Origin of the sequence: Tolypothrix tenuis PCC 7101 (assembly GCF_963874875.1) — a bacterium.
Taxonomy (GTDB): domain Bacteria; phylum Cyanobacteriota; class Cyanobacteriia; order Cyanobacteriales; family Nostocaceae; genus Aulosira; species Aulosira tenue.
Map to the genome: position 1 here is coordinate 2,953,039 of NZ_CAWNJS010000001.1, position 13,726 is coordinate 2,966,764.

The 13,726-nt window shown below is 40.4% G+C and carries 10 protein-coding genes and 1 pseudogene; 8 read left to right on the plus strand and 3 right to left on the minus strand.

Annotated elements, in window-relative coordinates:
• Positions 1-27: 27 nt before the first annotated feature.
• Complete coding sequence (locus tag AACU25_RS12120; protein WP_096575904.1) at positions 28-222, minus strand: hypothetical protein; 195 nt, start codon at positions 220-222, stop codon at positions 28-30.
• Positions 223-473: 251 nt separating this feature from the next.
• Here AACU25_RS12120 and AACU25_RS12125 point away from each other — a divergent pair, with 251 nt between their 5' ends.
• Positions 474-2,144, plus strand: a complete 1,671-nt coding sequence (locus AACU25_RS12125) for an alpha/beta hydrolase (RefSeq protein ID WP_096575906.1) — start codon at positions 474-476, stop codon at positions 2,142-2,144.
• A 98-nt stretch (positions 2,145-2,242) separates the two neighbouring features.
• Here the strand turns inward: AACU25_RS12125 and AACU25_RS12130 are convergent, their stop codons facing one another.
• The gene (locus tag AACU25_RS12130) at positions 2,243-2,821 is read right to left on the minus strand and encodes a hypothetical protein (RefSeq protein ID WP_096575908.1); all 579 of its coding nucleotides are present in this window, start codon (positions 2,819-2,821) and stop codon (positions 2,243-2,245) included.
• A gap of 560 nt (positions 2,822-3,381) precedes the next feature.
• Between AACU25_RS12130 and AACU25_RS12135 the strand changes: the two genes are divergently transcribed.
• The 4 genes and pseudogenes from AACU25_RS12135 to AACU25_RS12150 all read left to right on the plus strand — a co-directional run bounded on the left by AACU25_RS12135 (position 3,382) and on the right by AACU25_RS12150 (position 8,046).
• On the plus strand, positions 3,382-4,212 hold the full coding sequence (locus AACU25_RS12135; RefSeq protein ID WP_096575910.1) for an SDR family NAD(P)-dependent oxidoreductase: 831 nt from the start codon (positions 3,382-3,384) through the stop codon (positions 4,210-4,212).
• Between the two features lie 528 nt (positions 4,213-4,740).
• Positions 4,741-6,243, plus strand: coding sequence for a glycosyl hydrolase family 57 (locus AACU25_RS12140; RefSeq protein WP_096575912.1), 1,503 nt, complete (start codon positions 4,741-4,743; stop codon positions 6,241-6,243).
• 525 nt (positions 6,244-6,768) lie between these two features.
• A pseudogene (locus AACU25_RS12145) lies at positions 6,769-7,422 on the plus strand (caspase family protein); the annotation flags it as partial.
• A gap of 132 nt (positions 7,423-7,554) precedes the next feature.
• Positions 7,555-8,046, plus strand: coding sequence for a DUF2808 domain-containing protein (locus AACU25_RS12150; RefSeq protein WP_321206595.1), 492 nt, complete (start codon positions 7,555-7,557; stop codon positions 8,044-8,046).
• Between the two features lie 95 nt (positions 8,047-8,141).
• Here the strand turns inward: AACU25_RS12150 and AACU25_RS12155 are convergent, their stop codons facing one another.
• Positions 8,142-9,500: a sensor histidine kinase gene (locus tag AACU25_RS12155; protein ID WP_096575916.1), complete on the minus strand. Its 1,359-nt coding sequence runs from the start codon at positions 9,498-9,500 to the stop codon at positions 8,142-8,144.
• A gap of 588 nt (positions 9,501-10,088) precedes the next feature.
• Between AACU25_RS12155 and AACU25_RS12160 the strand changes: the two genes are divergently transcribed.
• From AACU25_RS12160 to AACU25_RS12170, 3 genes are all read left to right on the plus strand, one after another.
• Positions 10,089-11,144, plus strand: a complete 1,056-nt coding sequence (locus AACU25_RS12160) for a permease (protein ID WP_096575918.1) — start codon at positions 10,089-10,091, stop codon at positions 11,142-11,144.
• 226 nt (positions 11,145-11,370) lie between these two features.
• Positions 11,371-12,147 carry a TIGR03943 family putative permease subunit gene (locus tag AACU25_RS12165; RefSeq protein ID WP_096575920.1) on the plus strand — a complete coding sequence of 259 codons (777 nt, stop codon included), beginning with the start codon at positions 11,371-11,373 and terminating at the stop codon, positions 12,145-12,147.
• 22 nt (positions 12,148-12,169) lie between these two features.
• Positions 12,170-13,663: an Ig-like domain-containing domain gene (locus AACU25_RS12170; RefSeq protein WP_096575922.1), complete on the plus strand. Its 1,494-nt coding sequence runs from the start codon at positions 12,170-12,172 to the stop codon at positions 13,661-13,663.
• The last annotated feature ends 63 nt before the right edge of the window (positions 13,664-13,726 follow it).

A 13,726-nucleotide genomic window follows, 5' to 3' on the forward strand; every position in this document is an offset into this window, starting at 1 on the left:
AAGGTTGCTAATTTATTGCGTTAAAAGCTAATCAATCTTTTTGAAAGGTGGTGTTTGTAATGGTTTAACTACTACTCGACCATTTTCAACTACTGTGCAATTTTTGACAGGGATGTTGCTGTAGTTAACCGGTTCATCCTGACAATGCTTTTGGTGAGAGATATTTTCTTCTTGTTGTTGAGTTAGCACAACCACACAACAAGGGCATGGTGTTAATGACATATAAAAACTATGATCTCTAACTTAATTATCGCGCTAATTAGAGGTTTAAGCGGAAAAATTAGGCTTAATACAGCTTATAGGGATGCAGAGAAGCAGTAAAGAAGTATTAACGCCTAACCTCTAGGATATATGTGCATTAACGAGGTATTTGGTATATCTAAATGTAAATCAATAAGAAAGCGGTATTTATCCCGCCCCGCTTTCTTCGCCGCCCAAATTTGTGTTTATTGGGTAAAAAGCGGGTTTTGCTCATGAAAAAATTTCTAAAATATCTCAGTTTAGGTTTACTATCTACATTTTTAACTGCATCGCCAGGATTAGGAGCCGAGCGCATCAGTTTTTTTTATCCACCATTTGGGGAATTTTCTTTATCGGCTAAATCTTTAGAGAAATTTGCGAAAGAAGGCAAAATCGACAGCGAATTATCATTTTATGCCAGTCGTGCTACTCCAGAACAACTTGCTCAATTAAGGCAGCTTTTACAGCAGAAATTTGATATTACACCTGTTTTGGTTTCTCAGTTTACCTATTCGCCTCTCGGGGAAGCTGTACTGAGACGTTTAGGGGAATTGTTACTTACTGACTCGCGCCAGAATGGTTTTTATGCGATCCGTGCTGCTTTGATTTTATCTGCTGCCGATCCTCAAGGCTTAACGGTTGTGAACTTATTGCGTAAGTACCCAAGTGAAAGTTTGCGGTTAAATTTTTCTGAGGGTTTACAGATAGTCAATAGCTTGTCAAATTTGGTAAAAGCCCAGGATCAAATTGTCTCGTTGATTAAACAACAGACAACCACACAAGCTCAAACTAATAATGCCACGGTTAACTATGCTCAGTTGCCAGATTTGCGATCGCCTGGAAAATTACCTTGGCAGAAAACCAGCTTCCAATTCAACGATACTGCGCGCAATCGCAATCTCCCTGTAGATTTGTATTTACCGCAAGTTTCAGCACCAAGTCCTCTAATTGTCATTTCTCATGGTGTCGCTTCGGATCGCTTCGCCTTTGTTTATCTTGCTGAACATTTAGCATCCTATGGCTTTGCGGTAGCTGTCTTAGAACATCCTGGTAGTAATGCCGAACGCTTTCAGCTATACTTTTCTGGCTTGGCTGGGCCTCCAGAAGCACAAGAATTTATTAACCGTCCTTTAGATGTCAAATTTGTTCTCGATCAACTCCAGCAGCGAGACAAAAGCGATCGCAACCTCCAAGGTAAAATCAATTTTCAACAAATTGGGGCGATTGGACATTCCTTTGGCGGTTACACTGTTTTAGCTTTAGGGGGAGGAAAGCTGAACTTTGCACAACTACGCCGAGATTGTGCGCCTAATCGCACCTTGAATATATCAGTCTTTTTACAGTGTCGCGCCTACGAGTTACCTGCTCAAAATTATCCATTGCAAGACGAACGCATTAAAGCTGTATTGGCGGTTAATCCCATTGATAGTTCTGTTTTGGGCGAAACTGGCATAAATCAAATTAAATTACCGACAATGTTAGTCTCAGGTACCCAAGATATTTTCGCACCCCCTGTAGCTGAACAAATTTACCCCTTTACTTGGCTACCAAACCCCGACAAATATCTTGTAGTTATAGAAAATGCTACTCACTTTAGTGCGATCGCAGAACCCACAGCGGAAAATAATGTTTTACCTGTACCAGAAGCCTTATTAGGGCCAAACCGTGCGCCTGCTTATTCCTACTTAAAAGCTTTAAGCGTTGCTTTCTTTGACACCCATCTTTTAAACCGCCAAGAATATCGTCCATACTTGCAGCCTGGCTATGCTCAATATATTAGTCAGGCTCCGCTTAATCTCAGTATTGTCGAATCTTTAACTACAGAGCAATTAAAACAAGCATTAAGTGGTGTTGATCCGCAACCAAAAGTCCCAGCACCACAGCCAACTCCGGCTGTGCCATGAGGGGATTGGGGATTGGGGACTGGGGACTGGGGACTGGGGAATTGGTAATGGAACAAACACCAAAAACCAAACACCAAACACCCAACCCTAAAATCAATTTATGGTATTGCGTCTTTGAGATAAAACCTCAAATATGCATACCCATAAAAGAGATTGGTTGCTATTAATAGCCCTTTGGTGAAAGGCGATCGCATTGTGGGAAACAAATAAATACTAGCTACTAATACTAAGGAAATCTCTACGAAAGCTACGATCCCGCCGTAATGGTTGCGATCCCAATAGGAAATCGGACTAATAAAACGGTAATTACTAAAGGGGAAAAAGTGCCGATGGGCATCATTATTGTGAACTGGTAAATCTAAAAGTGAGTGCAGCACCATACTGCTAAACCCAATTTCTATAACTTTCCAATTGAAAAAATGGGCAATTATTAGCCCAATTAATGCCAAAGGGATGGAGTGAAAAGTACTGATTATGACCTGCCAAAATGGCTGGTAGTAAGCTTCTGACCAAATTTCACGTGATGGTAAACGATAGACAAATTTCATCAAAAAGTAAAACAAGAATATCGGCACGTCGGGCAAGATTGCACCAATAAAGATTGCATGACTCGCCTGATTTCTCAGTTGTTGGTTAAAAACAACCAGATTGAGAATCGCATGGCTAGGAGTATTCATAAAGTAAATGTAATCAGTATATTGACGGAAATTTATCTAATCAAGTTTCCTCAACTATATGTATTTTTCTTGTATCAGCGATGACAAATTTTGTCATAATTCAGCCATATTGAGGATTTTATTAAATTTATTTTGGTAATTTAGTCTGATTGTCAAGAAATTTCTATATTAGACCAGCAGTATTTATAAAAACTTATTTCCCAAAAAATCACTTATATATATACTTGTTGTAAACAACTATTAAGAAATTCTTATTAAAAATTGTTGCTAGAACTTGATTTAGTTGTTAACGTGTGTATGGAAACGCTCCGGTGAACAATTGAGGAAATGTTAAAACCTATGAGCTATATCCAAACAGACGATAGTAGGAAGTGCTGATGATTTAAAGCAAAGTGAGAAATTTCTGTGGTTTAGGGACTGACGATTAAGGGTTGTAGATTAACTCAGAAATATCTCCTACTTACAGGCTTAGTTTTGATTTAAATAACAATTGCTAATTTGTCTGCGCTGCGAATGCAATCAGTAACGCAGTAGGACTGACATTTTGGAGGTAAAAATTTATGAAGATTCAAGGTAAGGTTGCCTTAATTACTGGGGCTTCCCGTGGTATTGGACGTGCGATCGCTCTAGAATTAGCACAGCAAGGCATTAAGCGAGTTATACTCATAGCGCGCGATCGCCAAAAGTTAGCGGAGGTTGCAGAGGAAATCTCTGCACTAGGTACAGAAGTCTCAACTTTAGCAATCGATTTGACGCAAACAGTAGAGGTAAATATTGCTGTTGCTCAACTTTGGCGGAATTATGGCCCCATACATCTACTAGTCAATTGTGCCGGAGTTGCTTATCAAAATTCCTTTTTGCAATCTAAACTTCCCCAAGTTCAAGAGGAAATCTCCGTCAATTTAATGGGAATGTACAACCTGACTAGCCTTGTGGCGCGACGCATGGCTAGCCACAGACAAGGAACAATTGTGAATGTATCCAGCTTGATGGGCAAAATTGCTGCACCGACAATGGCGACATATTCAGCCACAAAATTCGCCATTTTAGGATTTACCCAAGCTTTACGCCATGAACTAGCGCCATACAATATTCAGGTAAAAGCATTACTTCCTTCCCTCACAGACACAGACATGGTGCGGAATTTTCAATTATTTCGCTGGGTAATTCCCACAACTGCCCAAAAAGTAGCACAAACGCTTGTCTCAGGATTGCAAAGAGACTCACCAGAAATTTTAGTAGGATGGCAAAGTCATCTAGCAGTGTGGTGTCAACGCCTTGCACCTTGGCTATTAGAGATAATTTTAAATTTCACCACCCCTTCAGCACCAAAAAGCAAACAGCCATACAAACAACTTAGAAAACTTATTCCCAGTACATTGGAACAATAGAAATTTTTTGGTACAATAAAAATCTCTACCCCCTGTTCCCCTCGTTACCAGGCCCCACCTGGTAACGCCCTACAGGACGCTCTGCCTCAACCCCATGAGGCAGAGCTTCAAAATATTTATAGTTATACCAAGCATAGAAATTATCGCGAGTCAGGTTATACAGCCTTGCGACGCTTTAAATAAGCAAGCTAATACCTGAGCGCAGAAAGTGCCGAGTAAATTTGGCTATTTACTCCTCTATATGCTCAAGCACCTTGAATTCTTGGCGGTGCGTTGCGCTTCGCGACAACACACCCTACTGTTAAATCTAGATGCTGAGAGAGTTTCACCATTACGAATTACGTAGACGCGCAGCGGCTTCCCGCAGGGTATTACGAATTACGAATTGGTTTAACACTTGAGTAGAAACATTACTGAGTGTTGAGTAAATTTGACTTTTGACTCTTAACTCTTGACTCGCGATCGCTTCACCAGTAATTATGCAAGTTTAGCGTCACAACCTATTACCTTATTTCGGAGCAACCAGAAATGCAGACTTTGCCTGAGACTCTCCCCGCTTTGCCCGAAATTATAAATGGTTTACCGAATATTTGTGGTTGGGAAACAGAAGTTCTCTCAGTAGTGAATCATGATGCGCCTGTTTTCTTACCAAAAACCAATCTCCACTTAGAAGATATTAACGCCGGATTTGCGATCGCCTTACATATGCATCAGCCAACTATCCCAGCTGGCTATGATGGCGGACTGATCAGTAATCTGCAATATATGTTTGAACATCCCGGCGAAGGAGATAACCATAATGCTGGGCCTTTTGCCTATTGTTACAGCCGCATGGGAGATTTTATTCCCGAACTCGTCAGCCAAGGTTGCAATCCCCGTGTGATGTTGGATTACTCAGGGAATCTGTTCTGGGGATTGAGGCAAATGGGACGCAGCGATATTATTGATAACCTCAAGCGTATTACTTGCGATCGCACTTATCAACCTTATGTAGAGTGGTTGGGTACGATGTGGAGTCATGCTGTGATTCCTTCCACGCCCATAGCAGATATTAAATTGCAAATTTTGGCATGGCAACAGCATTTTGCTGCCATTTTTGGTTGGGAAGCGTTAGCAAGAGTTAAAGGATTTTCACCACCAGAAATGCATCTACCAAATCATCCTGATACTTTTTTTGCTTTTGTCAAAGCACTGAAAGAATGTGGCTATCGTTGGCTACTTGTTCAAGAACATAGTGTAGAAACAATTAGTGGTCAATCTCTGATCCATAAACATTTACCACACCGTCTAATTGCCCGCAATTCCCAAGGCGAAACTATTAGTATCACTGCTTTAATTAAAACCCAAGGTTCGGATACTAAATTAGTAGGTCAAATGCAACCTTACTATGAAGCTAAAACTTTATCTAAACAGCAACTAGGAAATGTCTTAATACCACCCATTGTCAGCCAAATCGGAGATGGTGAAAATGGCGGTGTAATGATGAATGAATTTCCCAGCGCCTTCAACCAAGCTTGGTGGGATATGGTAAATCACGGCGGAGGTAAAACTGGCGTAGTGGGAATGTGTGGTACGGAATATTTAGAATTAATCACAGATGCTGGTTGTCAACCCGAAGATTATCCCACCTGTCAGCCAGTGGGACAACATTATATTTGGGAAAGGGTTTCAGCAGATAATGTACAACCCGAAGCGGTAGAGAATGCCATTTTGGAATTAAAGCAAACTAACCCCAATTTTCATATGGATGGAGCCTCATGGACAAATCATATCAGTTGGGTGAAAGGATATGAAAATGTCTTGTCTCCTATGTATCAATTAAGTAGTGCATTTCATGAAAATGTGAATGAATTATTAGCAACCCAATCACCAGCATCTCTGACAAAGAAATCAAATTATCGGAACCTTCTCTTACATAACTTATTGCTGCAAACTAGCTGTTTTCGTTATTGGGGACAAGGTACTTGGACAGACTATGCCCGTGAAATTTTCCAACGCGGGGAAGAGTTGCTGCAAGCCAACAATTGGTAATTGCTAATTCACGTAAATGTGGGATGCGTTACGCCAAAGGCTAACACATCCTACAGGCTTCTATACCCATATTTCAGAAATTAAATATGAATTGTATAGCTGATACCAATTCACGGAATCTTTGCAATGCATGAATAATTTATAGAGATGCAATGCTTTGTACCCCTACTTCATCTATTTGTCACATTCTTTTTTAAAAGTGGTATCAGATAGAATTACACTGATATAATGAATAGTCAATTTTTTTGAATTTGACCTCACTCTTAAGAGAGAAGTAACAAAATGTTACGTCGAAAATGGCTACTCTTATTAACAACCACAGCACTGCTGTTACCCCTAGCATCAATTTTAATAGTCAAAAAAATCTGGAAAATTCCCGAGTTCGCCTCTGATGAATGGATAGCGACAACTGAAGAGAAAATCATCAATGTTGCTAATAACTTGCCAGTTGCCAGCGATAATTCAGTGATGGATGACAAGCTGAAAAACGTCATGGGAGAGTTAATTGCCCAAAATCGTTTGGCTATGCAAAAAGAATACCGCACAGCACTGGTAATTGGTAATTCTAAATACAAGCTAGCGACGGAATTAGCTAACCCCACCAATGATGCTACAGATATTGCTAATTCCTTACGTAAATTAGGATTTGAGGTGACACTCCTCAAAGATGCAGATTTGCGGCAAATGGAACAAGCGATTGATAATTTTAATCGCAGCCTACGTCAAGGTGGCACAGGATTGTTTTACTATGCTGGACATGGAACTCAAGTAGATGGAGAGAATTATTTAATTCCCGTAGATGCACGTCTAGAACGAGAACAAGATGTGCGATATGAATCTCTACCTGTGGGTAAATTACTAAATGTCATGGAAGATGCATCTAACGATGTCAATATCATTATTTTAGATGCTTGCCGCAATAATCCTTTTGGGCGCAAATGGCGTTCTCTTCAGCGCGGTTTAGCGCCACCTACACAGACAGTTAAAGGAACATTAATTGCTTACGCCACTTCACCAGGGAAAACTGCTTTAGATGGTGAGGGTCGCAACAGTCCTTATACTACAGCTTTATTGCAACACATGAAAACTCCCAATTTAGATGTGGAGCAAATGTTTAAGCAAGTCAGAACAGATGTCCTCAAAGAAACTGGTGGTAAACAAACTCCTTGGGAATCTTCTTCTCTAGTTGGTTCATTTGCCTTTAATGCTGTTGGTAATAATGTGGCAACTTCAGCAGGTAAATCTTCTCCATTACCAACAAGTACAACACCAATAACAACTCCTTCAGCTTCGCCAATTACATCACTTGTTATCACCCCATCGCCAACTTTATCGCCCACTACTGGAACCAGAACCGCATATTTTACCCAACCACCAAGCTTGCTGAAAGCCTCAACTACATACAATCGAGTTAGTGAACCAGGCGCAGTTTATTACTTTACTATTAACCTGCCAGAAAATGCTGGCGAACCATTACAAAAAATTACCATTCAACAGCGCGAAGGTTTAGAATATATTCGCTTTCAGCTAGATAAAAGTGTCGCTTTTGAAGGAACAGAATCTCAAGAAGGACAAAAAATAGAGTTCAACGATATTAGCAGTGATCAAAAAACTCAAACAGTCTCAATTGCTTTTAACCCACCAGTATCTCCGGGTAAAAAGATTACGATTGGTTTAAAAGCCAGGCAAAACCCACAATTTGATGGCGTGTATCTCTTTGGGGTGACTGCATTTCCTCAAGGTGAAAAATCTCATAGCCAATTTTTAGGTTTTGGCAGGTTACATTTTTACCGCCGTAACTAAATTATGAATGATGAATTTCCAGATATAGGGTGTGTTATTCTCCGGCATAGCACACCTAGATTTGCTGATTATATATATTGTCAAAATTATTTTGATTAAAGTAAGGGTAGCAATACTTGAAATTCTGTACCCTGTCCGAGACGGGAATGGAAATTTAATTTACCTCCATGTTTACCAGTAATAATTCGATAACTCACAGCTAAACTAGTAGCTTTATCAGCGCGTTTTTCTACTGAAAAAGAATCAATAATTTGCTGTTGCAATGTAGGCGACATTCCCGGGCCATTGTCAGCAATAGAAATTGAAACCCAGCGAGAATCTGGAGAGCCTGGTTTAGTGGCTTCTTGTGTAATAATTTTGGTAGTAATTTCAATCTGGGGTTTGTCATTACTTTTTGTTATTTCTGGATGAAACTCCTGCCGTACTGTTTCATTGAGCAAAGTATCTATAGATTCGGTAAAAATATTCATAAAGACTTGGCTTAATTGCCCCATAAAACAATATACTGGCGGCAAATGCCCATAGTTTTTGACTATTTGAATTTCGCCATGAATTCGGCTATTAATTAATAAAACAATACTATCTAAACAGGCGTGTAAATCTCCCGGTTTCGGATAAACTTCATCAATATGGCAAAAGTTTTGTAAACTAGTGACTAGTTTTTTTAATCTTTCAGCCCCAGTGCGAATACTAGCCAGGGATTTAGTTAAATCTTCTTCTAAAAAATCAAATTCAATTTCTTCCTTCAGATGATTAATATAATTGGGAGTAGGAGATAATTGCTGGTCGTAAGCGGCTATGAGTTTGAGCAAATCTTGACTATAGTTAGAAACATAAGTTAAATTACCCCAAATAAAACTGACGGGGTCTAAAATTTCGTGGGCTACGCCATCAACTAAACGCCCCAGACTTGCCATTTTATCAATTTGAATCATTTGAGTTTGGCTGCGTTCATAACGTACTTGAGTTTCAATTCCGCGAATTTGCCAAGCCGCCAGATTTAATTCATGTACATCCAATAATTTATAAGTATCGGGTGCCGTTTGTACCACCAATGGTTCTGCCAAAAGTTCAGGCGATCGCCTTAAGGTAAGTTGCATCGCTGTCAAAATTGGAGTCGTATCGGGCAATTGTAAAATCGTGTTACGGGCATAGCTATAGAGAATACTTAATGGTTTTTGCCAAAACAATTCTTGTGCTTGGGGATGAATCCAAAATTCTAGGAGTCGCCGCCGCGAAATCATGCCGATGAACTTTCCATCGTCAAGTAAGATAGCTCCTGGTAGCACAGGATATTTTTCAAAAAATTGGGCAACTTCCACAGACATACAGCTAATATCCACTTGGAAGTCATACATTGACAGATCCTTGAGGGTAGAATCTAAATCGAGATCGCGATCGCTACCTTGCGATAGAAATGGTGCTGATATTTGAGTACTGAAATTTTGTGGCACTTGACACTCTAATTGGTATAAAAACTGGCAATGAATAAACTAATATTTTAGCCTCTACCCATCTTTACTCAATACCCTAGCTTTAGCTATGATTTACGACTTCATAACTCAGTAATCTTCGCTGAGTACTATGCAACTTCAGATATTCCAGGTTACCTGACAGTCAAAAATGTTGCCTGAACTTAACAAACCCCTAAAGCAATTGCTATTAATTGCGATCCCCAATTGTTTAAATACTGTAAACTCTTGATAAAAATCTGCCCAAGACAAAACACCAAGCTGCTAAATTGCAGTAACTATAAACATAGCCAATTAAATGTAGTACATTAAGTGATTACTCGAGAATATTGGAACCATAAATCGGGTTTGATATTCTTACATAGTAGTCAGCATCCGTAAATACACTCAAGTAAACATAAGTATCTTCAAAGTAACAGTTGCTTTCTAACGCTGAAGCGTTAATATAAATCCCATATCAACTTTTGACTGAAATGAGCTTAAATTGTCCCGATCTGCTTTTGATCCCCATTCCGATAGAATGACTAGGCATAACCTAAAAACTCCAAACCGCTTTTGACTGCGAGGCCCATGAATCAACTGAACAATGGTTTCACTATTTTTCTGAGTCTGCTAGTCGAGGCGATTCCTTTTTTGCTTCTGGGAGTTTTATTCTCCAGTTTGCTGCTATTTTTTGTAGATGAGCGCAAACTGGTCGAAAAAATGCCCAAAAATCCCATACTGGGAGCTTTATTTGGTAGTACAATCGGCTTTTTGTTTCCGGTATGTGAGTGCGGTAATGTGCCAGTGGCGCGGCGCTTACTTATGCAGGGAGTTCCTACACCAGTGGCAATTGGTTTTCTCCTAGCAGCACCGACAATTAACCCGATAGTTATTTGGTCAACTTGGACAGCATTTCGCGATCAGCCAGAAATCGTGGTGTTACGAGTCGTATTTTCTTTATTAATCGCGACAATTATCGGTATTGTATTCAGCTTTCAAAAAGACTTGAGTCCGATTGTACAACCTGCGATCGCACGTTACCTCAAGTTTAATCCTCCCGCACAGCCGGAAGTGAAAAAGCGTGGCAGACGTTCTCCACCACAACAGAACAACACAGGTTCTAGTTTGTTAAAATCTGGAACCTATTTATTAGGTGGAAAAGCAGGTATGACTACCCGCATTGATAGTAATTTAATGCCAGAAACTACAGCATTATCTAATAGCAATAAACCTTTACCAGATAAACTGCGGTTGTTATTAGATAACATTATCCAAGAATTGCGCGAGTTAGGCGCAGTGATGGTCTTGGGTAGTGCGATCGCAGCAGCTATTCAAGTACTAGCACCAAGAGAAATTATCCTTGGTCTGGGTGCTGGCCCGATTACTTCAATTGTGGCAATGTTGGTATTAGCAGGGGCTGTGTCAATTTGCTCAACAGTAGATTCTTTCTTCGCGCTGTCTTTTGCTTCTACTTTTACTAGTGGTTCCCTGCTAGCTTTTCTTGTCTTTGGCCCCATGATTGACATCAAAGGTGTGGGGTTGATGTTATCAATCTTCAAAGCGAAAGCTTTATTTTATCTATTTGCTCTAGCAGGACTATTAACATTTTTGTTCACCTTGTTTTTGAATTTACACGTCATGTAAATAAATAAGTCAAGAGTCCAATGTCAAAAGTCCAATGTCAAAAATTTTATCAAATTGGGCATGGGGCATTGGGCATTGGGCATTGAAAACAATTTTCAATTTTGGATTTTAGATTGGAATCCAAAATCGCAAATCTAAAATCTAAAATTCTCCCTACTGCATCCCTTTATGGTGTAGTCAATCTAAAATCCCAAATCTAAAATTGGTTGACCCTTGACCATTTCCCATGAATTCCAACCCAAATCCTACAGTTAAACTCCGAAATTTATTAATGCCTTGGCTGGATGTTTTAGCAATTACAGCTTGGGGAATTTTAATTCTCAAATACTGGGCTACAGGCAAACTTAACTTATTGATTCACCCCGATTACTTCTGGTTGGCAATTGCGGGTGGTATCGCTTTACAAATTGTCGGTTTCTTAAAAGCTGGGCAACTGTTGCGGCGACGGCGGCGAGATAATGTTGCCAATCCCATGCACTTAAATATATTTCCCCCTGGATGGGGAAGTGCTTTGCTGTTGACAGCAGCCATTTTGGGTTTCATCATTACACCACAAGTCTTTGCTAGTGACAAAGCCCTGCAACGAGGTATCACCGTTGATTCCTTGGGAACTACCCGTGTCAAACCCCAAGCATTTCGTGCTACTGTTCGCCCAGAAGAGCGATCGCTTGTAGACTGGGTTCGCACACTCAATGTTTATCCTGAACCAGATGCATATACTGGTCAAAAAGCCAAGGTGCAAGGATTTGTCATTCACCCACCAGATTTAGGGAAAGAATATATTTTCTTAGCCAGATTCATCCTCACCTGCTGCGCTGCTGATGCCTACCCAGCAGGTTTGCCAGTGAAATTGGCAGACCCTAACAATCAGTATCCAGCTGATACCTGGTTAGAAGTAGAAGGGCAAATGATCACAGAAACCCTCTCTGGTAAACGCCAACTAACCATCGCTGCTAGTTCTGTGAAAACGATTCCGCAACCCAAAAATCCTTATGTTTATTGACATTTGACCCTTGCTCTGAAACATGACTACATCCAAAGCATTCATTCAACCACTGGATCGCGTCGCGATCGCACTGATGCTGCTCATCAGTTTGCTAATTGGGTTAATCATTTGGCAAGGTGATGCCGTTAAGCCGAGAGTGCGAACTTTTACCTGGGAGAATCAGCAAATTGGGTCTGAAGATGTTTCCTTCACCCTCACCTTTAGCCGCCCAATGGATACCAAAAGTGTAGAGGATAACCTAAAAATTGAGCCGCCGCTGGCTGGGAAAATAAGTTGGGCTGGGCGGCGGATGGTTTATACACTTTTGACACCAGCACCCTATGGCACGAATTATAAAGTCCAATTACAAGGAGCAAAAGATAAATTTGCTTCCCAAGAAAGTAGCAACAGGCTAGTCCAGCCGTTTACAGGTGCATTTCGTACCCGCGATCGCGCCATTATTTATATAGGAGTTAATCCTGAAGAAAAGGGGCGGTTAATTCTCTACAACTTAACCCAAGAGCAAAAAAAGGTACTCACCCCTAAAGATTTAGTTGTTATGGACTTTGAGCCATTTCCCAATGGGGAGAAAATTTTATTTTCGGCTCGTACTACCAATGACCAAGATTTACTTTCGGCTCAACTTTACACAGTCACGACAGGAATTGCTAGCCAAGCCGATCAAGAACCAGAATCACCTGGCAGAGTGGACTTAGTTTTAGATAATAAAACCTATCAAAATCTTAAATTTGACTTATCACCAGACGGAGAAACGATTGTTATCCAGCGCGGAAACAAATCTAATCCCGGCGATTTTGGGCTGTGGGTAATGCCTACAAGCACTGAATCTGGAGAAAAACCCACTGCTAAACCCCTAAAAAGCCAGCCTGGGGGAGATTTTATGATTACTCCTGATAGTAAAGCTGTAGCAGTTGCCCAAGGAGCAGGAGCAGCAATTTTACCTATAGAAGGGGATGCGACTAAACCTTTAGATTTTTTGCCGCAGTTTGGGTTAGTTCAGGCTTTCTCGAAAGATGGCTCGCAAGCAGCGATGGTCAAATTCAATACAGATTACACCAGAGATTTATTTTTGGTAACTAACCAAGGTACTCAAAAACCCTTGTTAAAAACCACTGGTTCAATTCTCAATTGCCAATTTGATCCTTCTTCCCCAACCCTTTACTGCTTGCTCACACAGTTAGTTTCCAAAGAACAATACATAGAACAACCTTATGTAGTGGCAATTGATCTGAAAACCGCACAACAAAAACCTTTATTAGTGTTGCCCATTGCCCAGCGAAATGTGCACATGAATTTATCGCCTGATGGTTTAGGCTTATTATTTGACCAAGTAGTAGCCCAAGAAGTTAATGCACCATTATCAGGAAATACTTTAAAAACTGATGATGGAGAAGCGATCGCCACTAGCGATTTGTGGTTAATGCCCTTATTACCAATTGCTGACACTACTACTGCTGATATCAAGCCCGAAAAGCTTCCCCTCAACGGATTCGATCCCTATTGGCTACCGTAAAGGGGCTAGCGTTTAAGCTTTGTGTGAACTGCGAGAAACTCTACACATTGGATATGTGGTTGA